21 protein-coding genes, 1 pseudogene and 1 riboswitch are annotated in these 24,673 nt (G+C 45.9%); of the genes and pseudogenes, 12 read left to right on the forward strand and 10 right to left on the reverse strand.

The features are described from left to right. Position 1: 1 nt before the first annotated feature. The 3 genes from moaD to moaA form a co-directional block, all read right to left on the reverse strand. Entirely contained in the window at positions 2 to 253 is a 252-nt protein-coding gene (gene moaD, locus K5Q99_RS11025; protein WP_220776893.1) for a molybdopterin synthase sulfur carrier subunit, read from the reverse strand. Positions 254 to 276: 23 nt separating this feature from the next. Beyond that, the gene (gene moaC / locus K5Q99_RS11030; protein ID WP_373317054.1) at positions 277 to 708 is read right to left on the reverse strand and encodes a cyclic pyranopterin monophosphate synthase MoaC; all 432 of its coding nucleotides are present in this window, start codon (positions 706 to 708) and stop codon (positions 277 to 279) included. Positions 709 to 849: 141 nt separating this feature from the next. Beyond that, entirely contained in the window at positions 850 to 1,830 is a 981-nt protein-coding gene (gene moaA / locus K5Q99_RS11035; RefSeq protein ID WP_220776895.1) for a GTP 3',8-cyclase MoaA, read from the reverse strand. Next, positions 1,818 to 1,951: riboswitch (molybdenum cofactor riboswitch) on the reverse strand. (Overlaps the previous gene by 13 nt.) Before the next feature lie 247 nt (positions 1,952 to 2,198). Between moaA and K5Q99_RS11040 the strand changes: the two genes are divergently transcribed. After that, positions 2,199 to 3,848 (forward strand): electron transfer flavoprotein-ubiquinone oxidoreductase, encoded by a 1,650-nt coding sequence (locus K5Q99_RS11040; protein ID WP_220776896.1) that lies wholly within the window; start codon positions 2,199 to 2,201, stop codon positions 3,846 to 3,848. A 348-nt stretch (positions 3,849 to 4,196) separates the two neighbouring features. Then, a pseudogene (locus tag K5Q99_RS11045) lies at positions 4,197 to 6,102 on the forward strand (methyl-accepting chemotaxis protein). A 76-nt stretch (positions 6,103 to 6,178) separates the two neighbouring features. Here the strand turns inward: K5Q99_RS11045 and K5Q99_RS11050 are convergent. The 4 genes from K5Q99_RS11050 to K5Q99_RS11065 all read right to left on the reverse strand — a co-directional run bounded on the left by K5Q99_RS11050 (position 6,179) and on the right by K5Q99_RS11065 (position 10,299). Then, positions 6,179 to 6,535, reverse strand: a complete 357-nt coding sequence (locus K5Q99_RS11050) for a DUF4870 domain-containing protein (protein WP_006079751.1) — start codon at positions 6,533 to 6,535, stop codon at positions 6,179 to 6,181. 309 nt (positions 6,536 to 6,844) lie between these two features. After that, positions 6,845 to 7,534, reverse strand: a complete 690-nt coding sequence (locus K5Q99_RS11055) for an MOSC domain-containing protein (protein WP_220776897.1) — start codon at positions 7,532 to 7,534, stop codon at positions 6,845 to 6,847. Positions 7,535 to 7,669: 135 nt separating this feature from the next. Continuing rightward, complete coding sequence (locus K5Q99_RS11060) at positions 7,670 to 9,130, reverse strand: sensor domain-containing diguanylate cyclase (RefSeq protein WP_220776898.1); 1,461 nt, start codon at positions 9,128 to 9,130, stop codon at positions 7,670 to 7,672. A 317-nt stretch (positions 9,131 to 9,447) separates the two neighbouring features. Beyond that, positions 9,448 to 10,299, reverse strand: coding sequence for a PfkB family carbohydrate kinase (locus tag K5Q99_RS11065; protein ID WP_220776899.1), 852 nt, complete (start codon positions 10,297 to 10,299; stop codon positions 9,448 to 9,450). A gap of 359 nt (positions 10,300 to 10,658) precedes the next feature. On the opposite strand from K5Q99_RS11065, the gene K5Q99_RS11070 reads away from it, so the two are divergent. After that, positions 10,659 to 10,841, forward strand: a complete 183-nt coding sequence (locus K5Q99_RS11070) for a hypothetical protein (protein WP_006079747.1) — start codon at positions 10,659 to 10,661, stop codon at positions 10,839 to 10,841. 40 nt (positions 10,842 to 10,881) lie between these two features. On the opposite strand, the gene K5Q99_RS11075 is transcribed toward K5Q99_RS11070, so the two are convergent. Beyond that, positions 10,882 to 11,277, reverse strand: a complete 396-nt coding sequence (locus tag K5Q99_RS11075; RefSeq protein ID WP_011845532.1) for a hypothetical protein — start codon at positions 11,275 to 11,277, stop codon at positions 10,882 to 10,884. Between the two features lie 353 nt (positions 11,278 to 11,630). Here K5Q99_RS11075 and ovoA point away from each other — a divergent pair, with 353 nt between their 5' ends. Beyond that, entirely contained in the window at positions 11,631 to 13,745 is a 2,115-nt protein-coding gene (gene ovoA, locus K5Q99_RS11080) for a 5-histidylcysteine sulfoxide synthase (protein ID WP_220776900.1), read from the forward strand. 139 nt (positions 13,746 to 13,884) lie between these two features. Here ovoA and K5Q99_RS11085 read toward each other — a convergent pair whose 3' ends face one another. Next, positions 13,885 to 15,840: a methyl-accepting chemotaxis protein gene (locus K5Q99_RS11085; RefSeq protein WP_220776901.1), complete on the reverse strand. Its 1,956-nt coding sequence runs from the start codon at positions 15,838 to 15,840 to the stop codon at positions 13,885 to 13,887. Between the two features lie 360 nt (positions 15,841 to 16,200). On the opposite strand from K5Q99_RS11085, the gene ppnP reads away from it, so the two are divergent. The 8 genes from ppnP (at position 16,201) to glnG (ending at position 23,602) form a co-directional block, all read left to right on the forward strand. After that, entirely contained in the window at positions 16,201 to 16,512 is a 312-nt protein-coding gene (ppnP, locus tag K5Q99_RS11090; RefSeq protein WP_063884943.1) for a pyrimidine/purine nucleoside phosphorylase, read from the forward strand. A 288-nt stretch (positions 16,513 to 16,800) separates the two neighbouring features. Then, positions 16,801 to 17,397 carry a TetR/AcrR family transcriptional regulator gene (locus tag K5Q99_RS11095; RefSeq protein WP_220776902.1) on the forward strand — a complete coding sequence of 199 codons (597 nt, stop codon included), beginning with the start codon at positions 16,801 to 16,803 and terminating at the stop codon, positions 17,395 to 17,397. A gap of 183 nt (positions 17,398 to 17,580) precedes the next feature. Continuing rightward, a complete protein-coding gene (locus K5Q99_RS11100; RefSeq protein WP_220776903.1) occupies positions 17,581 to 18,738 on the forward strand; it encodes an iron-containing alcohol dehydrogenase in 1,158 nt (385 codons plus the stop codon). Positions 18,739 to 18,809: 71 nt separating this feature from the next. Further along, a complete protein-coding gene (locus tag K5Q99_RS11105) occupies positions 18,810 to 19,502 on the forward strand; it encodes a type 1 glutamine amidotransferase domain-containing protein (RefSeq protein WP_220776904.1) in 693 nt (230 codons plus the stop codon). Positions 19,503 to 19,636: 134 nt separating this feature from the next. Beyond that, on the forward strand, positions 19,637 to 20,263 hold the full coding sequence (locus K5Q99_RS11110) for a glutathione S-transferase family protein (RefSeq protein WP_220776905.1): 627 nt from the start codon (positions 19,637 to 19,639) through the stop codon (positions 20,261 to 20,263). Positions 20,264 to 20,455: 192 nt separating this feature from the next. Continuing rightward, on the forward strand, positions 20,456 to 20,962 hold the full coding sequence (locus K5Q99_RS11115; RefSeq protein WP_220776906.1) for a DUF4124 domain-containing protein: 507 nt from the start codon (positions 20,456 to 20,458) through the stop codon (positions 20,960 to 20,962). 153 nt (positions 20,963 to 21,115) lie between these two features. Beyond that, positions 21,116 to 22,162: a nitrogen regulation protein NR(II) gene (gene glnL / locus K5Q99_RS11120; protein WP_063884937.1), complete on the forward strand. Its 1,047-nt coding sequence runs from the start codon at positions 21,116 to 21,118 to the stop codon at positions 22,160 to 22,162. Positions 22,163 to 22,189: 27 nt separating this feature from the next. After that, complete coding sequence (gene glnG, locus K5Q99_RS11125) at positions 22,190 to 23,602, forward strand: nitrogen regulation protein NR(I) (protein ID WP_006079736.1); 1,413 nt, start codon at positions 22,190 to 22,192, stop codon at positions 23,600 to 23,602. 143 nt (positions 23,603 to 23,745) lie between these two features. Here glnG and K5Q99_RS11130 read toward each other — a convergent pair whose 3' ends face one another. Further along, positions 23,746 to 24,309 (reverse strand): porin family protein, encoded by a 564-nt coding sequence (locus K5Q99_RS11130; RefSeq protein WP_220776907.1) that lies wholly within the window; start codon positions 24,307 to 24,309, stop codon positions 23,746 to 23,748. Positions 24,310 to 24,673 lie beyond the last annotated feature (364 nt).

Consider the following 24,673-nt stretch of genomic DNA (forward strand, 5'->3'; position numbering starts at 1 on the left):
ATTAACCTCCGGTAACGGGTGGGAAAAAGGCGACTTCATCACCATCGTTTACAGGCGTATCCCATTGGCTAATGGTCTGATTTACCGCCACCAGCAATTTGTCAGAGCTTAATACTTTGGCCCATTTATCGTCGGTGGCAGCCAGCGTCGCACGTAATGCTTCGGCAGTTTGTGTCTGCTCGCTCGCCTCAAGGCTTAATTTAGCTGTGCCCAACAATTCTCGAACTTGAGCAAAAAACAACACGTTAATCATAGTCTTCTCTCGTTTTAGATCCGCTAAACCTTAAAATGTCCCGACTTGCCGCCACGCTTCTCCAACAAACGGACTTGGGAGATCACCATATCTTTTTGCACGGCTTTACACATATCGTAGATAGTTAATGCCGCCACTGAAGCCGCAGTTAACGCTTCCATCTCAACACCTGTTTTGCCAGACAATTTGCACAGACTGGTGATACGCACGCGGTTATGTTCAGGTTGTGCCTCTAAATCGACTTCAACCTTAGTCAGCATTAGCGGATGGCAGAGAGGGATAAGGTCTGAGGTTTTTTTCGCGGCTTGAATGCCCGCAATACGCGCGGTCGCAAACACATCACCCTTGTGGTGGCTGCCACTAATGATCATCTCAAGTGTCGTGCTCGCCATCTCGATAAAAGCTTCTGCACGGGCTTCGCGCTCGGTAACAGCTTTTTCAGTGACATCGACCATGTGGGCATTGCCATCGGCATTAATATGGGTAAATACATTGCTCATTGGAGCGATCCTTTAATTGAGGTCAAAACAAGGTACAAGGGAAATTGTGCTTATACTCGCGCTAAATTGGCTATGGCAACAGACCTAAAACCTGGTCTAGCCGCCAATAGAGGCAAGATGCTGAGTGACACCTGTGATGCCTTGATGCAAATAATGGGTTTCTTTCTTCTGGGCTAATTGACCGTGCAAACGCTCAATCAATTCCGCTTGTTGACTGGAATGCTGTAGCAGATCACGTAAATCGACACCGGATTCGGTAAAGAGGCACAAGTGCAACTTACCCTTAGCAGATACCCGTAAACGGTTACAGGTAGCACAAAAATTATTGGCGTAAGGCATGATTAAACCGATACGGCCCTGATAATCGCTGCGGCTAAAATTTTGCGCTGGGCCATCGGAGGCACTTGGCGTATCTAATTGCCAGCCATCTGCCAATAACTGCGCTTTAATGTCGGCGCCCGCTAAATGGTGTGCTTCAAAATACTCACGACCAAGACCCGTTTCCATCAGCTCGATAAAACGCAGGTCGATTGGCGTGTGTTTAATCCAGTGTAAAAAACGTGGCAAATCTTTATCGTTTAAACCTTTAAGCAGGACGGCGTTGATTTTTACGCGCTCAAAACCCGCCGACAAGGCGGCATCAATCCCCCGCATCACTTCATCGAATTTATTCTCGCCAGTGATCTGGTAAAACATTTTGGGATCTAAACTATCCACGGACACATTGATACGGCGCAAGCCCGCATCGAACCATTCTTTAGCATGCTTTTCGAGTCTATAGCCATTAGTGGTTGTCGCTATGGTGTGAATGCGCGGGTTATCGGCAATGACACGTATGATGTCGGTAAAGTCTTTACGCAGGGTGGGTTCACCGCCTGTAATGCGGATTTTTTGGGTGCCGACTTGGCTAAATGCAGAGACTAAGTTTTCTATCTCATTGAGAGATAAGAATTTTGGTTTACCTTCAGGATGATAACCATCAGGGAGGCAGTAACTGCATTTGAAGTTACAAACGTCAGTGACTGACATCCGTAAATAGTGAAATTTTCGACCAAAGCTGTCTTGTAATTGAGACATGATCACCTTTCCAAGTGTGGGAGGTGAGAGCATTTCTTATCCCACCCCGGTGGCATTATTACCACGGCTACACCTCCATATCTTTCGACTTAGGTAGGCAAGCTCGGAGAACCGTCGTCGGTGATTATAGGCCGAAAGTACTCACTAGCTATACCCCTAAACAGGTATTTCTTAACCTAGATCACGCTAGCGTGAATAATCTGTGACAGTCCTCACCTAAAGATTTGTATTGAATTAGACTAAACAGCAGCGTAATCCACTGTGACCTTATCTTATTTTCAGGTAAGGTGGTACAAGCAATAAAACGCCCGTTTACAAACTACAACACTCGATAAAAATCGGGGAAACGTGAAGGAAGAGGTGAACTGATGGAACGCGAATCAATGGAATTCGATGTTGTTATCGTCGGTGCTGGTCCAGCTGGCTTGGCCACCGCGTGTCGATTAATGCAAATATCACAGGATTCAGGTAAAGAAATTACCGTCTGTGTGGTCGAAAAAGGCTCAGAAGTGGGCGCGCATATTCTGTCAGGCGCAGTGTTCGAGACAAAAGTGCTAGACGAGCTATTCAGCGACTGGCGTGAAAAAGATGCCCCAATAAAAACCGCTGTCACCCACGACGAAATCTACCTACTCAGCTCAGCCACCGACGGCCGAGTCATGCCTAATGCTTTTGTACCAAAAACCATGCACAACGACGGCAATTTTATTATCAGCGTCGGTAATCTGTCCCGCTGGCTTGCCAATCGCGCAGAAGAACTCGGTGTCGAAATATTCCCCGGCTTTGCCGCCAGCGAACTGCTATTTAACGCCGATAACAGCGTTAAAGGTATTTTAATTGGCGATATGGGAGTGGGTGCCGATGGCGAACCCAAAGACAGCTTTATGCCAGGCATGGAGTTGCATGCTAAATATACCGTTTTCTCCGAGGGTTGCCGCGGCCACTTAGGCAAGCAACTTATCGAAAAATACCATTTAGATAATGGTAAAACACCACAGCATTATGGTTTAGGCTTCAAAGAAATTTGGAAAGTCCCCGCCGAGCAACACGAACAAGGCAAAGTCGTTCACACAGGTGGCTGGCCATTAACCGAGGGCGCATCGGGTGGCGGCTTCCTTTATCACATGGAAGATAACCAAATTGCGGTCGGCCTTATTATTGATTTGAACTACAAAAATCCGCATCTGAGCCCATTTGACGAATTCCAGCGCTATAAAAACCATCCTGTGATTGCTAAGTATTTAACCGGTGGCGAACGTCTCAGTTACGGCGCCCGTGCTATCACTAAAGGCGGCTTGAACTCGCTTCCTAAGATGAGCTTCCCCGGCGGCCTGATCATCGGCTGTAACGCAGGTACGTTGAACTTCGCTAAAATCAAAGGCACTCACACTGCGATGAAGAGCGGTATCGTTGCGGCAGAAACCTTAGGCAAAGCCATGATGGCGGGTGTTGAAGGCGGTAAAGATCTCGACTGTTACCAGACTCATATCGAAGAAAGCTGGCTACATGAGGAGCTGTATAAATCGCGCAACTTTGGCCCAGCGATGCATAAATTTGGCACCTATTTAGGCGGCGCATTCAATTACATAGATCAAAACTGGTTTGGTGGAAAGTTCCCGATCACGCTACGTGATGAACACCCAGACTATGCACAAATGGCCTCAGTGAGCGCTTACAGCAAGATTGATTACCCAAAACCGGATGGCAAGCTTAGCTTCGATAAACTGTCCTCAGTGTATCTGTCGAGCACTTATCATGAAGAAGACCAGCCTTGCCATTTACGTCTTAAAGACAGCAGCATTCCACTGGGCATCAACCTGACTCAGTTTAATGAGCCAGCACAACGTTACTGTCCAGCTGGTGTGTATGAAATTGTCGAAGAGGCGGGTCAGCCTAAATTTGTAATCAATGCGCAAAACTGCATTCACTGCAAAACCTGCGATATTAAAGATCCTAGCCAAAACATCACTTGGGTTACGCCGGAAGGCGGTGGTGGTCCTAACTATCCCAACATGTAATTAGTTGCCAACAAATGTTAATAACGGCGCTCAATAGAGCGCCTTTTTTTCACCTTTGACACAAATATCTCACTTTTTTTGCTTGCCCTTAGCTACGACATTAGCCACAATTGCCACACAAAAAAGAGTTCGTTTTCAATCACCATCTCATTTCCATCTATACTCTACATAATTAGATCTAATGCAAGACCAACGGGTTAAGCCAAATAAGTTTTTTATACGCTGTTTTATTCGGCATTCGGCCTAGACTAAGGTTAACTTTTCACATTCCTGTCCGATAATCTTTTACCGTACAAGAGTGCGTTGACCGATAACGCAAAACAGTCCAACACAGGCATATTGATATTTATGATATTTAATAACCTCACCATTAAGCAGAAAATTCTGTTAACAGTGACATTTGCAGTACTGTTGTCGACCATACTCGTCGGCGTATTAAGCCAACGTAGCGCGAAAAATGTCGTACAACAAAGGATGTTAGGCTCGGAATTACCGAGCTTAATGATGCAAATTCGCAATAAGATCGATCTCGACATTTCCACTTTGATGAATGCTGCAGAGCAATTGGCCAGTAGCCGCATGTTACTGCAATGGCTCGAAGACGGTAGACCACAGGCCCAAGAAACCCAAGTCGTAGCCCAACTCAAAGACATCACTCGTCAGTATAAGCTAGCGCAAGCTTCCTACGCTGATAGACAAACTGCCGCCTACTACACTCAGGATGGTTTTCTGCGCGTGCTCACTCCTGCGCAGGATGGCTGGTTTTTTGGTTACCGAGACAGTGGCCAAGAACGTATGTTGAACGTATTTACTGAGGCCAACGGCGAAGTCAAACTCTTCATCAACTACCAACAACCCAATGGTCGGACTCGCTAAATCACTCGATGACATGGTGCGTTTGCTGAGCTCGTTTAAGATTGAAGAAACTGGTTTAGTCTACTTAGTGGATGCTAAAGGTGAGGTAAAACTCCACCCAGATACGAGCCAAATTGGTAAGAGCAGCCTAAGCAACTTATACAAGGATGCGAGTTCAAGCTCATTATTAAACCGCAGTGATTTCAATCTGATCAATACCAAAATCAATGGCGAAAACATGCTGGTTGCCAGTAGTTATATCGCATCTATGGATTGGTACTTAGTCGCACAGGTGCCAGAGGCCGAAGTATTCGCACTATTAACCGAAGCGGCTTATCAGATCTTAATCTGGACGCTGATTATTGCTGCGGGCTTTATTGTCCTCGCTATCGCTGTTGCAGGCTCTGTGAGTCGCCCCATAGCCCAAGTTGCCGCTATGTTCCGCGACATAGGCGAAGGTGAAGGTGACTTACGCCAACGCTTACCCGTCAATGGTGAAGATGAAATTGCGCAGCTCGCTAAGGGATTTAACAGCTTTATCAGCAAGATCCAAGATTCGGTCATCGAAGTGGCGCAAACCAGCGAACAACTCGGCTTCTCGGCTAAGGATGTATCGAATCAGGCACAACAAACCTTAGAAGACAGCCACGAGCAGAAAGATCGCACTATGATGGTGGTCACAGCCATTAATGAAATGGGCGCGACGGTTAACGAAATCGCCAGTAATGCCGCCCAAGCAGCGGTTGCGGCAAGAGATGCCGACACTGAAGCCAGCAGCGGTCAAGTGGTCGTGACCCGTGCCCGTGATACCATTAACCAATTGTCGAAGGACGTTGGCCAAGTAGGTGAAGTGATTGAGTCCCTCGCGACCCACACTAAATCCATTGGTGGGATTTTAGATGTGATCCGCGCTATCTCTGAACAAACCAACTTGTTAGCCCTCAACGCGGCCATCGAAGCGGCACGTGCCGGTGAAGCTGGGCGCGGTTTTGCTGTCGTCGCCGATGAAGTACGTAACTTAGCATCACGCACAGCAGCATCGACCAATGAAGTGCAAGGCATGATCGACAAGCTGCAATCGGAAGCCAGCCGCGCGGTTAATGCGATGGCCCAGAGTCGTACTCGCTCCCACGAAGGTGTTGTGGCCGTCGATGAAGCTAGCAAATCGTTGATTGGTATTAGCGATCGCATTGGTCTTATCAGCGACATGAACATCCAAGTTGCTGCGGCAACGGAAGAACAATCCACTGTAGTTGAGGACATCAACCGTAACGTCACAGAAATCAATGACATTACTCAACGTACTGCCAATACTGCACAAGCGGCAGCACAGGCGAGTTTAGCCTTGAATCAACTGTCACACCGCTTAGATACCTTAGTGGCCAAGTTTAAGGTGTAACACCTTAAACTTACGCCATAAAAAAACGCCTTAGATGGAAACATCTAAGGCGTTTTTCTTTAATTCGAAAAAGCGATTAATCCATAGCAATGAATTTAATCGTTAATGGATATTTATATACCTTACCCTCGCTGGCTTTAATAATCGCCAGCACAGTGCACACCAAATCGAATATGCCGAGTATGGCTAAAAAGATGAACCCTATCCCGACCAAAGCTAATACGCCACTGATGATTACATAAATCAGCAGGCTCAATTTAAAGTTCAAACAACTACGGCCACATTGATCGACAAATGCGGACTCTTCACGCTTCATCAGCCAGATAATCAAAGGACCAAGAATCGAGCCCAGCGGCACTAGGTATCCAACAAAGCTTGAGGCGTATACCAACAAGCCAAAATCTTTATCACTTTTTGTAACGGGTTCAATCATAAGGTCATCCCTGTTTTATCATTATGAATATAAATACTTATTTACCGCTCGGCCCACATAATACCAATCACATTAAATATCTAATCAGTTCAGAGCCTCACAGGCATCTCAATCCAAGGCGCATTGACGCAGAAATGGTTATTCCCTTTTAAGGCAATGCAACACGGGAGTGGGATGCCTGTGAGGCTCCCGAAGGGCGGGTTTCAATGCGCTTTATACTGCGTTCAAGGCTTTAGACAGAGCACCACTATGCCTTCAAGCCTTCGCCTTGCCTAAAGCGCGTTGAACTCCCGCTGAATGAACAGATATTTAATACGATTGGTATAAGCGCATTTGCCAATCTTCTACTGTTTGTGATGCTAAGCGGCGTTGTAGGCTATTCACCCAACTCTGCGCTAATCCCTCGCAGGAAGCTAAACGATCATAGCCGCTGGCATTAAAGGTGGGTGAAAAATAGAGTGCCATAGCCTCGGCGAGGCTAATGTCCGTACGGCGCTCAACCAGTTCAATCTTATCGTTTAACTGAATAATCCCAGGCGTTAATACTCGATAAAACCAACCACATAATTGGCTCTGCTGCATAGCGAGGGCAAATTCATTGTGCCCAAATTGCAGATTCAACTTAAAGCAAGGTGAACGCGGCTGAGTGACCTGCACTGTTACGGCGCCAATTTGTAAGATATCACCAATATTAACTTGGGTTTCGTTTAGCCCAACGGTACTGATGTTCTCTCCCATGCTGGGCGCATCTTCGAGTTGAGTGATTAAATCCCAACGACGATATTGGCCGTAATGCTCGCGGGGAAAATGATGTAGCACGCGATCAAGGCCGCCATGGTGTTTAGGATCGGCCTGTGCGTCCCCGTCTACATGGTCGATATGCACTAACAGTTGTTGAGCCGCTTGCTTGCCATCAATCCCAGTAGCAACACCGGACATGTCTTGAAGATGGGTTCCTAAGTACAATCCTGATAACTTATTGATCAACAACTTTGACATCCGTCACTCCCAATCCATAACCCATCTCGCATTACCGCCAGAGTGTAAACAGCGATGCGCCAATAACACAATCAACTCACTCAATAACTCATAAATGTAGACGACATCTTGCCGCCAGTAAGCACGGGGCTAAATCTATGAATGATTTAACACCACTTGATTTCGACCGGCTTCTTTAGCCTGATACAAGGCCAGATCGGCACGCTTGATCAGATCTTCCGCAGGCTCTTGCGCCTGATGCTCAGCAACGCCAATACTGGCAGTAATAGAAATGTGTAAGCCATTCACTTTAATTTCCCGCTGAAAAATAAGCTCACGGATCTGCTCAGCCAGTTCTGCCGCTTGGGTTAAATCCATCCCCGGAAGTAAAATCAAGAACTCCTCGCCGCCCCAACGGCATAAGATATCCTGTTGCTGCAGTGCGCTCCGTAGCATATTTGTCATGGTTTTTAATACTAAGTCACCAATCCCATGCCCATAGCTGTCGTTCACTTTTTTAAAATGGTCGATGTCCAGCAAGAGTATTGAAATCGGCGATTGTGTCAGCTTAGCTTTATCTAATGCCTGCCTAAAGTACCCATCAAACACCTGACGGTTAGCGGCGCCAGTGAGCTTATCGGTAGACGCCATTACTTCTAATTTGCGCTGATAACGACCTAAGGTCATGTTAGAGATAAATAAAATCCCTAGAGTCACCATTAGGCTTAAGCCCAAGTTGCCCCAAAAAGTATTCAGTAACTCGCGTTCCTGTGGCGCATCTTCCTGCTCAACAATCAAATACCACTTAAATTCGGGGACTAGACGGCTATTGAGATAAACGGTTTTACCATTTCTCTGGTAGCTAAAAGCCGCACTTGGACTCGTTAAAATACGCGTCGCTAAATTTTCAAGCCCTAAGCTGGTTTGCAGCGAATCTGCACCATCATATTCATCGCCATGCAAGGTGACATTGCCCTGCCTATCGGTAAAGAACACTCGGCGGTTATAACGTTTTTGATAAAGTTCGATGAGGGACTTAACCTTTTCAACCGCCAAACCCACACCGGTAACGCCTATAAATTTGCCTTCAAAATCAAAAACTTTATAGTTCACGAAAACGGTTGTTTTACTGCGGTCCGCCGTATCGGCATCGATATTAACCTCATAATGCTCAGATTCGGGTAAAGATCGCACTCGAAAGTACCAAGCATCATCAGGCTCAACATCTTGGATTTGTTTTAAAATCCCCGTGGAGTGGTAATAATTTCGGCTCTTTTCTGACACAAAAAAACTGGTGACAGTATCGTATTTTTCTTGGATTTCCTTAAGGTAACGGATCAGCTTTTCTGGCTCTTGCTCGTGACTTAATGTCCAATCGCGAACAAAGGTATCCTGCGCCATCAAGGATGAAATAAAGATAGGTCGCAGCAAATCCTGCTGAATTTCAGAGTAAATATTGTCACTTGTGAGTGGTAGGGTATTACTCTCGATTTGTTGACTCAGTGAGTCATGGGCCACCTTGTAACTGATACCACTGGTCACTAAAAAGGCGACCAAAAGCAGAACAGAGAGCAGCCAAATAAATTTATTCTTATCATTCCAAGCGTTATTGCCCATTCTCAACTCCAAAGACTACAGAACACCTTGAGTGGCTTATTATTTTAATGTCACGATAACTATTTTAGTTGAATAAATGTTAACGCAATTGCGCCATGGCCGCACAACATTTCAACCTTATGAATGTTCTGCGATGGAATAACTTTATTTTGAGCAAAAAAATGCCTCGTTGGGGAAACGAGGCAAAAAACATACTAACCAATAAATGGGAGAAAAGCACAAGAAAACGTTAAGGGACAAGAGCTATGCGCCACAAGACATACTCTAGCAAGGGTGTATGACAGAAAGATGACTCAAACGGCTCGCCCACAGATTTTTCATGCGATTTGCTTCGCCTCTAAATACTGTTTTAGTGCCTCACCAGGAATAGAACTATCGGTTGCCACTGCAAACGCCGCCCACACTGCGCCTTCTGCCATTGCCTCAGTAATCGACTGGCCTGTGCATAGACTATGGATAAGCCCTGCGGCATAGGCATCGCCAGCGCCTGTAGTATCAACTACAGTGGCAGGGATAGCCGCAACATGCTGCACTTGATCGTGCGTGTAAACCTTAGCCCCATTGATGCCATCGGTGACAATAAAATAACCTAATGAAATGCCAGCAATACTCACACCATACTCCCAGAATGCCGCTTCACACCTCCCCTGCATATCGCTCATAGAGGCCAGCAAAATATGACAAGGTCTCTGCCTATCATCCTTGGCTAATTGCGCGACCACTAGGCAATGTTCTAAAGCTGTTTTTGCCCAACTAACAGTGCCTTCTGCGGAAGTATTAAAATATAACGCATCCCATGGTTGCCATTTCGGCGGTACCGATAATTCAAATATGGGTCTTTGTGGCCGAATAATTGTTCGTTCACCATCTGGCGTCATTACGAGCAGCATTTCGCAAGTGTTACCGGCACGGCGCTGCACTAAACGGCAATCGAGCCCTTGAGTGCTAGCTTCTGCAATGAGCCAATCTCCCATGTCATCACGGCCAACTTGACTCACCAATGCGACGCTATGCCCTGCCCAAACTAAACCTAATCCAGTATTTGCCCCGCCACCACCTAGCCTTTGCCCACCATCTTGATAATGGAAACGCCCACCTGTTTTTAAAGGTTTATCAAGCAATAAGATCCGATCACAGTTGAGATTGGCAACTAACAGAATATTCGCCATTACGCGGCTCCAAAGGACAAAAAAGACTCAAGGCCAGAAGATAAAAACAAAGAAATATCAATCTAGAGCAAAATGCTCACAGGTACAATCCAATCATCAAGATAGCAGCACAATCGGGCTATGGCTGACGCCTGTGTAAGCATTTGTCCCGAATAAGATAAGGAAAAAAGTGCGCAGCCATACGGTAAAACCAACAACTTAACTTCAACCACCTGTTTTAAATAGATTTCTATATTGCATGACGCCCAACGGCATAAATGCATACAACAAACTTCAAACCAGCTCAGTTAAATAGCAATAACTGTCGTTAAAATATGCGCTAGAGATGTTGATTGAATTTATGAATGGAATCAAACGCTATGCTAATGGAAAGATGGGATACCGCTGAAGAAAAAGCTGAGCAGCTACGCCGTTACCAGCTCTGCCTTGATGAGTTTAATGAGCTGGATTTTCACGATGTATATGTCGCAGAAATTAAAAAAGAATACCAACAACTTGCAGAACTAGTAAAAGTGCAGTCAACGTCGGATCCCGAGCGCTAACTGCACTTACCTATTTAGTCACTTAACGATAAATCTTCAATTACTTTATTGGCGTCAATGGTGATAAAGACGCAAATTGTACTGCCAACGTCCAATCTGTGATGACCATATCTGACGGCTGCCAACTGTCATCAACCCACTCATAAATCAATCCTGGATTTTCCTCAGCATTGACTAACAAACGCCGTCCATCTTGCAATACCAGCGTATAATCGAGCCCCTGTGCATCGACACTTTCAATGTCCCCCAAGACATTATGTTTAATGGCCGAAATGGTTCCCGTTGCCTTAGCGGCATCGCTCCCCTTTGCACCGCTGTAAAACGTTAACGCCTCGTTTGCGACAGTCTTATGAAAGACAAACTCCTCAGTCACACCTACTACGATCGATTGATCAAGTTCGTACCAGGCGGGTATCCATAATGCGTTAATTGTCATCCCGTTATATCCTGCATAATATTTTTACGGACGGGATCATTCTGCCTTAACCCCGACAGAGAAAATACTCTTCAGGGATAAAATAATTTTAATCCTAAAAAGGCTGGCATCACAAAACGCAGTGCTCACTTCCTTTGTAAGATAATCTTAACTCTAAAGGTCATATCCGAGATGTTTTAGCGCCAGTGGCTGATGTTGGACTCAATTCGTGTTTCTGTTAGTTTGTAAATCAAATCGACACATTAAGCTGACAAAGTGATCCTGAGCCCAGTAATCGCGTATAGAGTCACACACGATAGATTCATGTCCCCATGCTTGCAGCGCAGGCCGATAAATACGGAGTTTACTTGCCTATGGATAAGCCCATAACGCAACCCCCTCAAACCCTTAAGCTCATTGGTGAAACTGAGGCAGGAAAGCGTCAAGAGCTGAAGCAGTACTTTAATCAGACATGGGCTCTGTACGAGTCACTGTTTGATTTGATCCAAGAAGATAGCGCCTATTACCTCAAAGCCGAGCCGCTGCGTCATCCGTTGATCTTTTATTTTGGCCATACGGCCACTTTCTATATCAACAAGCTCAAACTCGGCAAATTTCTCGACGAACGGGTAAACGATAACTTCGAATCCATGTTTGCCATTGGTGTCGATGAAATGTCTTGGGACGATCTGAACGAGCAACATTATCCATGGCCGAACGTGACAGAAGTGCGCAGCTATCGCCAGCAAGTTAACGCTGTCGTCAATCGCGTGATTGATGAAATGCCGCTGGCGCTGCCGATCACTCAAGACAGCCCAGCTTGGATCATTTTAATGGGCATTGAACATGAGCGTATTCACTTAGAAACCTCATCGGTGATCATCCGCCAACTGCCACTGGAACTTGTCGCACCTAACAGCTACTGGCCTGCTTGCCAAGACACCGCCCCTGCCGAGACCAACAGTTTATTAGCTGTAAAAGGGCAAAAAGTGACCTTAGGTAAAACTGAACAAGATCAAACCTACGGCTGGGACAACGAATACGGCCATAAAATCTTTAATGTTGCCGACTTTAAGGCCTCTAAATTCTTAGTCTCGAATCAAGAGTATCTCGCATTCGTCGAGGCAGGCGGTTATCGCTCCCCCAAATTTTGGAATGAAGAAGGCCAAGCTTGGCTCGCTTATACCCAAGCTCAAATGCCACGTTTTTGGCGCTTAAAGCAAGACAAATGGTGGCAACGTAACTTAACCGAAGAAATCCCGCTGCCATTAAACTGGCCAGTAGAAGTGAATCAGCTCGAAGCTAAAGCCTTCTGCAATTGGAAAGCCGAGCAAAAGCAAAGCAATATTCGCCTACTGACGGAAGCCGAATGGTACATATTACGTGAGAATGTACCTGCCGATGCGCCAGACTGGCATGAAGTGCCGGGCAATATTGGTTTGGCTTATTACGCCTCTTCCTGCCCAGTCAATCGCTTCGAGCATAATGGCTTTTTCGATATTGTCGGTAATGTTTGGCAATGGACAGAAACCGCAATCGACGGCTTTAACGGTTTTGCCGTACATCCACTCTACGATGATTTTTCGACCCCAACCTTCGATGGTAAACATAATCTCATCAAAGGTGGCTCGTGGATCTCCACGGGTAATGAAGCCATTGCTTCGTCTCGCTATGCGTTTCGTCGACATTTTTATCAACACGCTGGCTTCCGCTATGTGGAATCCACGCAAAATCCTGCCCAAATGGCCGAGGTCAATGTGTACGAAACCGATGAACTGATTTCCCAATACCTTGAGTTTCACTATGGTGCCGAATATTTCGGGGTGGCTAACTTCTGCGTCAATGGCGTGCAACAAGCGCTCAGTGAAATTCAGCTTACCCATACCGCCAAAGCCCTCGACATCGGCTGCTCCGTAGGCCGAGCGAGTTTTGAACTGGCAAAAGTGTTTGATCATGTTGATGGTATCGACTTTTCGGCGCGCTTTATTCAACAGGCCTATGCGCTGACCGAACAAGGTGAAAAACGTTACACCATACGTACCGAAGGCGACTTACAAGAATTTAAGAGTGCGAGTCTCGCGAAACTGGGATATGAGCTTGAGGCGAAAAAGGTCAACTTTATGCAGGGTGATGCCTGTAATTTAAAGCCAATGTACACAGGTTATGACTTGGTTTATGCCTCTAATCTTATCGACAGACTGAACGAACCTAAGCACTTTTTAACCAGTATTGCCCAGCGGATTAATCAAGGTGGATACCTTGTGATTGCTTCGCCCTATACTTGGCTAGAGGATTATACGCCCAAGGATAAATGGCTCGGTGGCGTTAAAGTCAAAGGAGAGAACTTCACCACCTTAGATGGCCTGACCGAAACCTTGATCGGCCAATTTGAGCTAGTCGCAGTGAAGGAGATTCCCTTCGTCATCCGCGAGACAAAACGTAAATTCCAACATTCCATCTCAGAAATGACCATTTGGCGTAAGCGCTAATTGTCACTCATGGGATAACCAGCTGAAGTCTCAATAAAAATATCCGCCAGAAATCCATTTCTGGCGGATGTGTAACATCCAGCTCAGTCATATTTGCAGCATCAACTAAGGTTGAATACGGCAAATACCGCGCAAATACCTACACCTTAAACTGTGCCGTAGTTAAACCAAGCTGATTCGCTAACCCTAACAAACTGCGCGTACTCGCCGCCACTTGGCTGATCGCCGCGCTATTTTCTTCCGCCGCCACGCTCAAGTCCGCAATCCCCTGTGCAATCGTTGCCGAAACTGTTGTTTGCTCCTCAGCGGCGGTGGCGGTTTGGATCATTAGTGCTTTTAAGGTTTCCAAACGCAAAGCTATGTCATCCACTGCGGTTTGCATGCCATCGGCATCTTCTGCGGTTTTAGAGGCTTCAGTAGTACAAGTCACACTATGCAGCGCCAGCACACCAGACTGCTGCTGAATGCCTTTTAGTACTTGGCCAATGTCCTGAGTTGCTAATTGAACCTTCACCGCTAACTGACGCACCTCATCGGCAACCACAGCAAATCCACGACCATGCTCGCCAGCTCTCGCAGCTTCAATCGCCGCATTAAGAGACAAGAGATTAGTTTGTTCCGCAATCGCATTTATCACAGCTAATACTGAGCCGATTTTCTGACTATCCGCCTCAAGACTGCCCACCTGTTGATGAATAGTTGCAAAACTGCTCAAGGTCACTTTTAAGCTTTTACGAGTACTGGCCAAGTTTTGCGAAAGAATTTCACTCGAATGGGTACAGGCGGACACTTCATCGGAGGATCTCATCGTATTCGTGCTGATTTCAGCTGCGGCATAGCTCATTTCTTCAACTGCAGTGGCCAACATATCGGTTTCTTTGGCCTGCATCTGAATACTGCAATCGGCTTGTGTCATAGCGGCAGAGTTTTGTTCGGCGGCTGATTCAAGTTCATGCCCAACGCCCACCAGCTGACTGATGATTTCTTTGAGCTTAGTTTGCATCCGCGCCAACCAACTCATCAGGTGATTATCCGTTTGAACATGCGGTAAATTATGAGTTAAATCGCCAGAGGCGATCATACTGGTCAAGTTACACATGTCCTCAGGCTCACCGCCGATCGGCTTTAATACAAACCCTGTAACTAACTTAGCGGCAGCGAACGCCAACACTAAGGCTGCTGCACAAACAGATAAACCGATAAACATCATACGGTAGGCGGGAGCTGCTATTTCACTCACATCAATTTCAGCCATCAAACCCCAACGTAAACCGAGCTCAACGACAGGAGAATAAGCGGATAAAACGGGATTATTGTTATAGTCATTCACTTGCATCACACCCGATTTACCAGCCAGCGCCTCCTTTACCGCCAGCGTATCAACACCATTCTGTGCAACCGTTCCAGCAAAGGAAGCGGTCACTGTGCGATTAATCGGGTCAAGAAAAGAATCGGAACGCATGCGATTATTGGGGCCAATTAAATAGGTCTCGCCACTTTGCCCCATACCCTCACGAATTTGCATAACTCTATTGATGCGATCAATTGATACTTGAGCTGCCACCACCAATCTTTGCTGATTGAACTGAATCGACTGGCCAATAAATGCCGCAGGTTGACCATTTGAAGGCGCGTATGCGGAAAAATCTTGTAGTAATACTGTGCCCGCCGATCCCAATGCCTTATTGAATAACTGTGCTAATCCCGAATCATGGAAGGGTCCAGTACGCAAATTGGTGCCGAAATCAGACTCCTTCGCCACTGTATATAAAACGGTGCCATCGTCACTAATAATAAATAGGTCATAAAAACCGAGGGATTTATTTAATGACTGCAAGGTTTGATCTATGTCAGTAAGAGTATCGAGGCTTTTTTGGCTAGCAATTACGGCGCTGACGGCCTGCAGGTTATCGGAAAAGTCCTGAAACATGCCAACAATCTGCCGTTGCTTGATCTCACGCACAGCCACTAAACGAGACTGAGCCTCGGCAAACAATTCATCCCGAGCAATGTAAGTGACTATCGCGGTTGCAAATATGAGGGGTAATAGGACAATCAATAAACTGATCAGCTGAATTTTACGAGTAAAACCCATGGGGAGACTCCTTGTCGCGCTTCTAATTCCATTCATTCACTTTTCTTGCAAAATTAAATCTGCCCTAAAACTATAGGAGAAGAATCTCAGCTAAACAAAGCAGCGCAGACTATTTTAATCAAAAGTTCACCTAAATGCTGCTAGCTCATTATTTTTAAATAGAAAAATGATTAATAACTTTAAATGACAGCCAAGCCATACCGACCATTTCAAACAAAATGATAGAGTGGAAAACACTTTATAAACTGAACGTTAGCATCAACTTATATTCAATACGCACATGCACACCACAAATGACGCATTGAAAATTATTAAATATGCATATAAATTCACCTCAAGCCAATTTAAAGAGGATTAATAATGAGTTTACTCGAGCAAGTGTCAGTATCTAAAAAAGCCAATATTTACTTTGATGGCAAAGTGGCTAGCCGTAGCGTATTTTTTGCAGATGGCAGCAAGCAAACCTTAGGTGTTGTATTACCAGGAGAATATGAGTTCTCGACTTCTCAAGGCGAAATCATGGAAGTGACTAGCGGCCGTTTTGAGGTGTTACTGCCAGAAACAACAACTTGGCAAGAATTTAGCGAAGGAACTCAATTTGAACTGGCTGCAAATGTCAGCTTTAAAATTCGTAACACAGCCATTGCTGAATATTGTTGCAGCTATCTCTAATCATCTTGATTGAGTAAAAGTTTCAATATCGATGATGAATCTAATGCCCACTGTGACGGTTTATCTCAACACTGTGGGTATTTTGTCCTACCGAACCATTTCTCCTTGCCACATTTTCAGTATCGGAACACTTTATCCGTCTGGCTTTTTATCAATTTGATAGCTTTATTAGGCAGATCCAAGACAGTTTAAACCTCGCGATTTAAAGAAGACTAAATTGGGCGTGTTGAAAATCGCCGATAAAAACAACACTAGACGACCGGTCTAATTTGTTTTATCCTAACTCACATGAAAATTGAAACTCAATCCACTCGCCAGCACATTCTCGACATCGGCTACAAGCTGATCGTACGTAAAGGCTTCTCCAGCGTCGGCTTATCGCTACTGCTGCAAGCCGCCGAAGTGCCTAAAGGCTCGTTTTATCATTACTTCAAATCCAAAGAACAATTTGGCGAAGCGCTCATAATTGATTATTTTGAAAAATATCAATTAGATTTAGACGCATTATTCAATAACTCGACGCTGACGGGCTATCAACGCTTGATGCAGTACTGGCAACAATGGTTGCACGTACAAGCCGATGGCTGCGTAGATCAAAAGTGCCTAGTCGTGAAACTCAGCGCTGAAGTGGCCGATTTATCCGAAGCCATGCGAGTTGCCTTACTTAAAGGTTCCGCCGGCATCATAGACAGGTTAACCACTTGTGTTCAAGTTGGCATAAACGACAGTTCAATCGCCGAGCAAGATCCGCAATCGACCGCAGAAATGTTGTATCACATGTGGTTAGGCGCCAGCTTAATGAATAAATTAGGCCACAGCCCTGCGGCACTCGAACGCGCTCTAGTGACGACTAAAGCCATTTTAACGCCTAAAACGGCCCTTTAACCTAATACCGACTCAAAACTAATATTGGCTGATATCAGTCAGCCCAGATTTTTAAAGAATACATTCTCACGCCCCAAAATTAGACGACTGGTCTACTAATTTGATAGGCGATTAATTAACGCAGCGCATTTAACACTGCTAATTTAAAGTAACTCACTTAAAGTAATAAGGGATAAATCATCCATGCTAAATTTTAACTATTACAACCCAACCCGTATCCGTTTTGGTAAAGACACTATCGCCGAAATTGATGCTTTAGTACCGAGCGATGCTAAAGTCATGATCCTCTTTGGTGGCAGCAGCGCCAGAAAAACCGGCACGCTAGATGAAGTTAAACAGTCATTGGGCAACCGTGTCGTCGTCGAGTTCGATGGCATTGAGCCCAACCCAACCTATGAAACCTTAATGAAAGCCGTCGCCCAAGTGCGTGAGCAGAATATCGATTTTCTCCTCGCAGTGGGTGGTGGTTCAGTTATCGATGGCACTAAATTTGTTGCCGCGGCTGCGGTATTCGAAGGCGAGCCTTGGGACATCCTCACTAGCTGGGGCGCAAAAGTGACTCAAGCTATGCCTTTTGGCTCTGTATTAACCTTGCCTGCGACGGGTTCAGAAATGAACAACGCCAGCGTAGTGACCCGTAAATCACTGCAAGCTAAGCTGCCATTCCGTAATGACTTGGTTTATCCACAATTCTCAATACTCGACCCGACGAAAACCTTCACCCTGCCAGAACGCCAAGTGGCCAACGGTGTCGTCGATGCTTTTGTACATATCACAGAGCAATACCTCACTTACCCAGTCAACGCCGCCGTACAGGACAGATTTGCCGAAGGTCTGTTACAAACCTTGATTGAGCTTGGTCCACAAGTGCTAGTTCAACCCGAAGACTACGACATTCGCGCGAACTTAATGTGGGTCGCCACTATGGCACTCAACGGCACGATTGGCGTAGGCGTTCCGCACGATTGGGCAACCCACATGATAGGCCATGAACTGACTGCACTTTACGACATCGACCATGCGCGTACATTGGCAATCGTACTGCCTGCTCTGCTGCAATGTACCAAAGAAGCTAAGCGCGAAAAGTTACTCCAGTACGCCGACCGTGTGTGGCACATCAACACAGGTACAGATGACGAGCGCATCGATGCCGCTATTGCAAAAACCAAGGATTTCTTCGAAGCCATGGGCATAGCGACACATTTATCTGCCTATGATCTCGATGCCAGCCACGTTGATATCCTAGTAAAACAGCTTGAACTGCACGGCATGGTGGCTCTTGGCGAACACGGCAATATTGACCCAGCAATGAGTCGTGACATTTTGACCTTAGCCCTATAACGCCAAACCGTATCCTGATTGAACTAAACCCAAAGCTCACACGTATAGATGTGAGCAACTAAGGTAAAGGTATGAAAATTAATATATTAATGGTACTAACTTCACACGATAAACTCGGCGACACAGGTTTAAAAACCGGCTTTTGGCTCGAAGAATTCGCCTCACCTTTTTATGAGTTTAAAGATAAAGGTTTTGACATTACCTTAGCCTCGCCATTGGGCGGTCAACCCCCGCTCGACCCTAAAAGTGATGAGCCAGACTTTCAAACTGAAGCCACTGCGCGCTTTAGCAAAGATCCTGAGGCACAAGCACGGCTAGCAAATACCACTTGCTTAAGTGAAATTAACGCAGCGGATTATGATGCGGTTTTCTATCCAGGCGGCCACGGCCCACTGTGGGATCTTGCCGAAGATAAACATTCTATCGCCTTGATTGAACAGTTCTATCAAGCGAATAAACCCCTAGGACTTGTCTGTCATGCGCCTGCGGCACTGCTGCACCCTAAAGCCAGTGATGGTAAGCCATTGGTCAGCGGCAAGCGCGTTACCGGTTTCAGTAATTCTGAAGAAGAAGCCGTGCAACTCACTCATGTCGTGCCATTTCTAGTCGAAGACATGCTGCAGAAAAACGGCGGCACTTATGTCAAAGGTGATGATTGGACAAGCTTTGTTGTCGCAGATGGCCATTTGATCACAGGTCAAAACCCAGGATCATCCGAAGCCGTTGCGCAGGCCATAGTCGCGCAATTGAACGCCAGAGGCTAAGCGATAAATGACGTAACATACTCAGCTTGAAGTACATAATGACAAGCGCGAGTGTGCTAAATACGGTAGAAATAGCTATCGCACCATAATGGTGCGATAGCTAAAAATGTACTCTCACAGCAAAAGGGAAGCCAATGATCACCTTGCACCATCTCAATAAATCACGCTCTAAACGTATCATCTGGTTGCTAGAAGAACTCGGTCAACCTTATCAAATTAAGAGTTATCAGCGTGATAGCCAGACTTTTCTCGCGCCACCCGAACTCAAGCAAATTCATCCATTGGGCAAATCACCCGTTATCGAAATGGACGGTCAAGTGATTGCCGAGTCAGGCGCGATCACTGAGTATCTGATTGAAAAATATGCGGCAGACACCTTAGCGCCAGCAAGAGACAGCGCTGACTACGTCGATTATCTACAATGGCTACACTTTGCCGAAAGTTCAGCCATGCTACCTTTGTTACTGCGTATGTTCGTGCAAAAGGACGGCTGCAAAACCAACTTCCTTGAAGGTTATGCGGCGATAGAAGTCAGTAAGATAAGCCACTACTTCAATGATAGGTTGGCCGATAAAACCTATCTGGTTGCAGACAAGCTCACAGGCGCGGATATCATGATGTCCTTCGTAGTTGAGCTACTGGCGAACAGTGGCGACCTTGAAAAATTCGAACACATTCAACGCTATGCTACTCAATTATCCCAGCATGCCGCTTGGGTTAAAGCGAGTGAGATCGAGAAACAACTCGACGCAAGCGTGTAATTTGCAACTCGAGTTCGGGCACATTAGTGTGCCCGAACTTCAGCTCGTTCAACTCAGTCCAGTTTCTAGCTCCCCTTTCCTGTCGCGTTTTACGCCTTCCAAGTGGCGACGCCGCATAACAAACACCATGATTTTTGATGTAAAAGAGACTAATCTTGATTAACTCTATCTCAAGGCTACAGGGACTTTAGCATGCGTTCACTCACACTCATCGGCTTAGTGCTATTTAGCATGTTAGCGCAAGCGACTGTTTATAAATGGGTCGATAAGGATGGCAAAGTCCATTACTCAGATGAACCGCAGCCCAATGCCCAAGTCGTTGAGCTCAAAGAGAAGACCTTAAATCAAATTGCCCTTCCTCTGCCCAAAACAGAGTCAAATAACGCAAACCAAGCAATTGAATCCATTCAATATCAAGTTAATATCACTTCCCCAGCAGAAGAAGAAACCGTCAGAGATAATAATGGCGATTTCGACGTCGTTGCGACTATCACCCCTGAGCTAAAAAGCCAGTATTTAATGGCCCTCAAACTCGATGGCAACCCCATAGGTCAACCGCAAATTGGCGGTACCTTTAAACTCAAAAACATCGACCGAGGTGAACATACCTTAGTCGTTGACGCTTTGACTCAAAACGGCAAAGTCTTTGCATCAAGTTCACCAAGAAAGATATTTCTTCATCAAGCAGCTAAGCGTTAAGGCCACTCATTGCATAGATAAAGTTAGTATTAAAACTTTAAATACATAGAGTTAGATTAACCGCACCAGACTAAACCGTTTGATGAAGACAAGTTGCAGCTTGCACCAGATTGGTGCACCATAGTGGTGCAACCCTATTTCTAGGAACGGTCGATGGATAAAGAGACACTGCTCAATCATTTAGTTACCGCCGTACTTGTCATAGATAAGGATCTTAAACCTTGTTATGCCAACGCAGCAGCAGAGCAATTATTAGGTGTTGGCAGCCATAGACTCGTTGAACAAACTTTACCTGAACATTATCAAATCCTCGGTGTCGAAGCCCAGTTATTGATGGATGCAGTAACCGCTGGCCAAGGCTTAACGGTCAATACAGCGGCCCTAGTCACGCTCGATGGTCAGCACCATACCGTTGATTTAACGCTTATTCCCCTCGATGATGAGGCTGAACTCAGCCTGCTCGAACTGCGCCAAGTCGACCAACAAAGACGCATTCATCAGCAACTGAGTCAAGATGCCCAGCAGCAAGCGGCACAGTTTTTAGTGCGCAACTTAGCCCATGAAATCAAAAATCCTTTAGGCGGCCTGCGTGGTGCGGCGCAGTTGTTATCGCGGGAGCTGGATGATCCGGCGCTAAAGGAATTCACTACCCTCATCATAGAGCAGGCCGATCGGCTGCGTAATTTAGTAGACCGTCTGCTCGGCCCTCAAAGACCGACACAGCATAGCCTGCACAACATCCATCAAGTGGTGCAGAAGGTCTATAAGTTAGTTGAAATGGCGCTGCCCGCTAACATTCAGCTTAAACGGGATTACGATCCATCCATTCCCGATATCGAGATGGACCCTGACCAAATGCAGCAAGCAGTGCTGAACATTTTACAAAATGCGGTGCAGGCGCTTGAGCATACGGGCGGCGAGATTTTGATCCGCACTCGTACTCAGCACCAAGTCACCATAGGTTCACAGCGCCACAAGCTAGTGTTAACCCTATCGATTATCGACAACGGCCCCGGCATACCGCCCGAGCTAATGGACACCTTATTTTATCCCATGGTGACAGGTCGTGAGCAAGGTTCAGGTTTAGGCCTCTCAATTGCCCATAATATTGCCCGTTTACACTCGGGAAGAATCGATTGCCTCTCCAGCGCTGGGCACACCGAATTCATCATTTCATTACCTATTTTAGGCGCGAAATAATTTCGACATACCGTATGAGGAAGCAAGATGCGAATTAGTGAACAAGTGTGGATCCTCGACGATGACAGCTCGATACGTTGGGTACTCGAAAAGGCACTTCAAGGTGCCAAGCTCAGTACCGCCAGCTTTGCCGCCGCCGAATCCCTGTGGCAGGCCTTAGAAATATCGCAACCGCACGTGATAGTGTCGGACATCCGTATGCCCGGCACGGACGGGTTAAGCCTGCTAGAACGATTGCAGGTGCATTATCCCCATATTCCCGTGATCATTATGACGGCGCACTCAGACTTAGACAGCGCAGTCAGTGCCTATCAAGCGGGCGCATTTGAGTATCTGCCTAAACCCTTCGATATCGATGAGGCTATCTCTCTGGTCGAGCGCGCACTGACACACGCCACTGAACAAAGCCCAGCACCCGCGCAGGAAGCCCAAGTAAAAACACCCGAAATCATAGGTGAAGCGCCAGCGATGCAGGAAGTATTTCGCGCCATAGGCAGGCTTTCACGCTCATCCATCAGCGTGCTGATTAATGGTCAATCGGGAACGGGTAAAGAGTTAGTGGCTGGCGCGTTACACAAGCACAGCCCACGTAAAGATAAGCCGTTTATCGCGCTGAACATGGCAGCGATCCCTAAGGATTTGATCGAATCTGAGCTATTCGGCCACGAAAAAGGCGCCTTCACTGGCGCAGCCAATGTCCGCCAAGGTCGCTTCGAGCAAGCAAACGGTGGCACGCTCTTTTTAGATGAAATCGGCGATATGCCGTTAGACGTACAAACACGGTTACTCAGAGTACTTGCCGATGGTCAGTTCTACCGCGTCGGTGGTCATAATGCGGTGCAAGTGGATGTGCGCATCATAGCGGCGACCCACCAAGATCTTGAATTATTGGTGCAAAAAGGTGGCTTTAGGGAGGACTTGTTCCATCGCCTCAACGTAATCCGCGTGCACTTGCCGCCACTGTCACAAAGACGGGAAGACATTCCCCAGCTCGCTACCCATTTCCTCGCCTCTGCAGCAAAGGAAATTGGCGTGGAAACTAAGATCATGACCAAGGAGACTGCGGTAAAACTCTCCCAATTACCTTGGCCCGGTAATGTCAGGCAACTCGAAAACACCTGTCGTTGGTTAACCGTAATGGCATCGGGGCAAGAAATTTTACCCCAAGATTTACCGCCAGAATTACTGAAAGATCCTGTAAGTGTCACCCACACGGCGAAAGGCAGCCAAGATTGGCAATCGGCACTGACTGAGTGGATAGATCAAAAACTCTCGGAAGGAAACAGCGATCTGTTAACTGAGGTGCAACCCGCATTCGAACGCATACTGCTAGAAACTGCGCTGCGCCATACTCAAGGCCATAAACAAGAAGCGGCGAAACGTTTAGGCTGGGGACGAAATACCTTAACGCGGAAATTAAAAGAACTGTCGATGGATTGAGTAAATAAAATAACGTTACTACTCGTTATATCAATACAAGCTCATTCATAACCAAATAATAAAAAGGGATATCTTCATATCCCTTTTTATTTGCAGCTGATTTTATTTTCATTGGCATTAATTAAATATGCCAAATCAAAAAATTAGAATTGATAATGCACACCTACAGCGAATTGCTTAATATCAGTGTCAATATCTTTCAATCCTAGATAGTTATCATCAGCATCTAACTTACCCGTAGTCACATCGTAACTTACGCGGATATTTAGGTGCTCTGTTACTGCGGCGTTTACACCTACACCGTAAGTCCAACCAAAACCAGTCAAGTCTTCATCAATACCATTTCCATCAAGTACTATCGCCATAGATGCGATACCCACTTTGGCATAGGCAGAGAAAATATCATTGATTTGTGCAGTAAATTTAGGTGTAAAGCTTAATGCGCCAGCGCTAACATCAATATCCTTATCGCCTAAGTCACCTGTGGCGAATAGGTTAGCTTCTAAACCAAACCACTCGTTGAAGTTATAGCCACCGTAAGCACCTAAGCCAGTACCAGAGCGTGAGTCAGTAACGTCATCGCCATCAAGCGTTACTTTATTCAGGGCTCCGCCCACATAGAAACCTGTGGTGTCATTTGCAGCAGAAGCTTGAGCTGTCGCTAATGCAGATAGTAAAGAGATAGCAACAATTGATAATTTATTCATCATATTTCCATAAGGATTTAACGTAAGTATTAGATGGCGCGGATATTACAATAAGCGATTAATAAGTGTCATTGTTTAAATTATCAAAGTACAAACCATACAGCATTGATTCAGCTTGAGTCGAAAAATGGAAGTTATAGTTATTCGTTATGTACTGAAGAATCCCCTGATGATTTACAAATAAATCATCAAATTAGGGTGGAAGCGCATCTTGTTGCATGATCAAATGGTTTCGCCAAAAACTACACTTGGACAACAAGATGCGCGAAGCCAATATCCTACAACATTCTTTACACCAATACTGCCCAGAACTTCACCTAAAACGATTAAACAGCTTGATGCTGGCCTCTAAGGCACTGATTGA

Source organism: Shewanella hafniensis (assembly GCF_019655335.1).
GTDB lineage: Bacteria > Pseudomonadota > Gammaproteobacteria > Enterobacterales > Shewanellaceae > Shewanella > Shewanella hafniensis.

What these genes read in the sequence shown, in the direction of transcription:
- moaD (WP_220776893.1), bottom strand. Translation starts at nt 253, where the DNA reads ATGATTAACGTGTTGTTTTTTGCTCAAGTTCGAGAATTGTTGGGCACA.
- moaC (WP_373317054.1), bottom strand. Translation starts at nt 708, where the DNA reads ATGGTCGATGTCACTGAAAAAGCTGTTACCGAGCGCGAAGCCCGTGCA.
- moaA (WP_220776895.1), bottom strand. Translation starts at nt 1,830, where the DNA reads ATGTCTCAATTACAAGACAGCTTTGGTCGAAAATTTCACTATTTACGG.
- K5Q99_RS11040 (WP_220776896.1), top strand. Translation starts at nt 2,199, where the DNA reads ATGGAACGCGAATCAATGGAATTCGATGTTGTTATCGTCGGTGCTGGT.
- K5Q99_RS11050 (WP_006079751.1), bottom strand. Translation starts at nt 6,535, where the DNA reads ATGATTGAACCCGTTACAAAAAGTGATAAAGATTTTGGCTTGTTGGTA.
- K5Q99_RS11055 (WP_220776897.1), bottom strand. Translation starts at nt 7,534, where the DNA reads ATGTCAAAGTTGTTGATCAATAAGTTATCAGGATTGTACTTAGGAACC.
- K5Q99_RS11060 (WP_220776898.1), bottom strand. Translation starts at nt 9,130, where the DNA reads ATGGGCAATAACGCTTGGAATGATAAGAATAAATTTATTTGGCTGCTC.
- K5Q99_RS11065 (WP_220776899.1), bottom strand. Translation starts at nt 10,299, where the DNA reads ATGGCGAATATTCTGTTAGTTGCCAATCTCAACTGTGATCGGATCTTA.
- K5Q99_RS11070 (WP_006079747.1), top strand. Translation starts at nt 10,659, where the DNA reads ATGCTAATGGAAAGATGGGATACCGCTGAAGAAAAAGCTGAGCAGCTA.
- K5Q99_RS11075 (WP_011845532.1), bottom strand. Translation starts at nt 11,277, where the DNA reads ATGACAATTAACGCATTATGGATACCCGCCTGGTACGAACTTGATCAA.
- ovoA (WP_220776900.1), top strand. Translation starts at nt 11,631, where the DNA reads ATGGATAAGCCCATAACGCAACCCCCTCAAACCCTTAAGCTCATTGGT.
- K5Q99_RS11085 (WP_220776901.1), bottom strand. Translation starts at nt 15,840, where the DNA reads ATGGGTTTTACTCGTAAAATTCAGCTGATCAGTTTATTGATTGTCCTA.
- ppnP (WP_063884943.1), top strand. Translation starts at nt 16,201, where the DNA reads ATGAGTTTACTCGAGCAAGTGTCAGTATCTAAAAAAGCCAATATTTAC.
- K5Q99_RS11095 (WP_220776902.1), top strand. Translation starts at nt 16,801, where the DNA reads ATGAAAATTGAAACTCAATCCACTCGCCAGCACATTCTCGACATCGGC.
- K5Q99_RS11100 (WP_220776903.1), top strand. Translation starts at nt 17,581, where the DNA reads ATGCTAAATTTTAACTATTACAACCCAACCCGTATCCGTTTTGGTAAA.
- K5Q99_RS11105 (WP_220776904.1), top strand. Translation starts at nt 18,810, where the DNA reads ATGAAAATTAATATATTAATGGTACTAACTTCACACGATAAACTCGGC.
- K5Q99_RS11110 (WP_220776905.1), top strand. Translation starts at nt 19,637, where the DNA reads ATGATCACCTTGCACCATCTCAATAAATCACGCTCTAAACGTATCATC.
- K5Q99_RS11115 (WP_220776906.1), top strand. Translation starts at nt 20,456, where the DNA reads ATGCGTTCACTCACACTCATCGGCTTAGTGCTATTTAGCATGTTAGCG.
- glnL (WP_063884937.1), top strand. Translation starts at nt 21,116, where the DNA reads ATGGATAAAGAGACACTGCTCAATCATTTAGTTACCGCCGTACTTGTC.
- glnG (WP_006079736.1), top strand. Translation starts at nt 22,190, where the DNA reads ATGCGAATTAGTGAACAAGTGTGGATCCTCGACGATGACAGCTCGATA.
- K5Q99_RS11130 (WP_220776907.1), bottom strand. Translation starts at nt 24,309, where the DNA reads ATGAATAAATTATCAATTGTTGCTATCTCTTTACTATCTGCATTAGCG.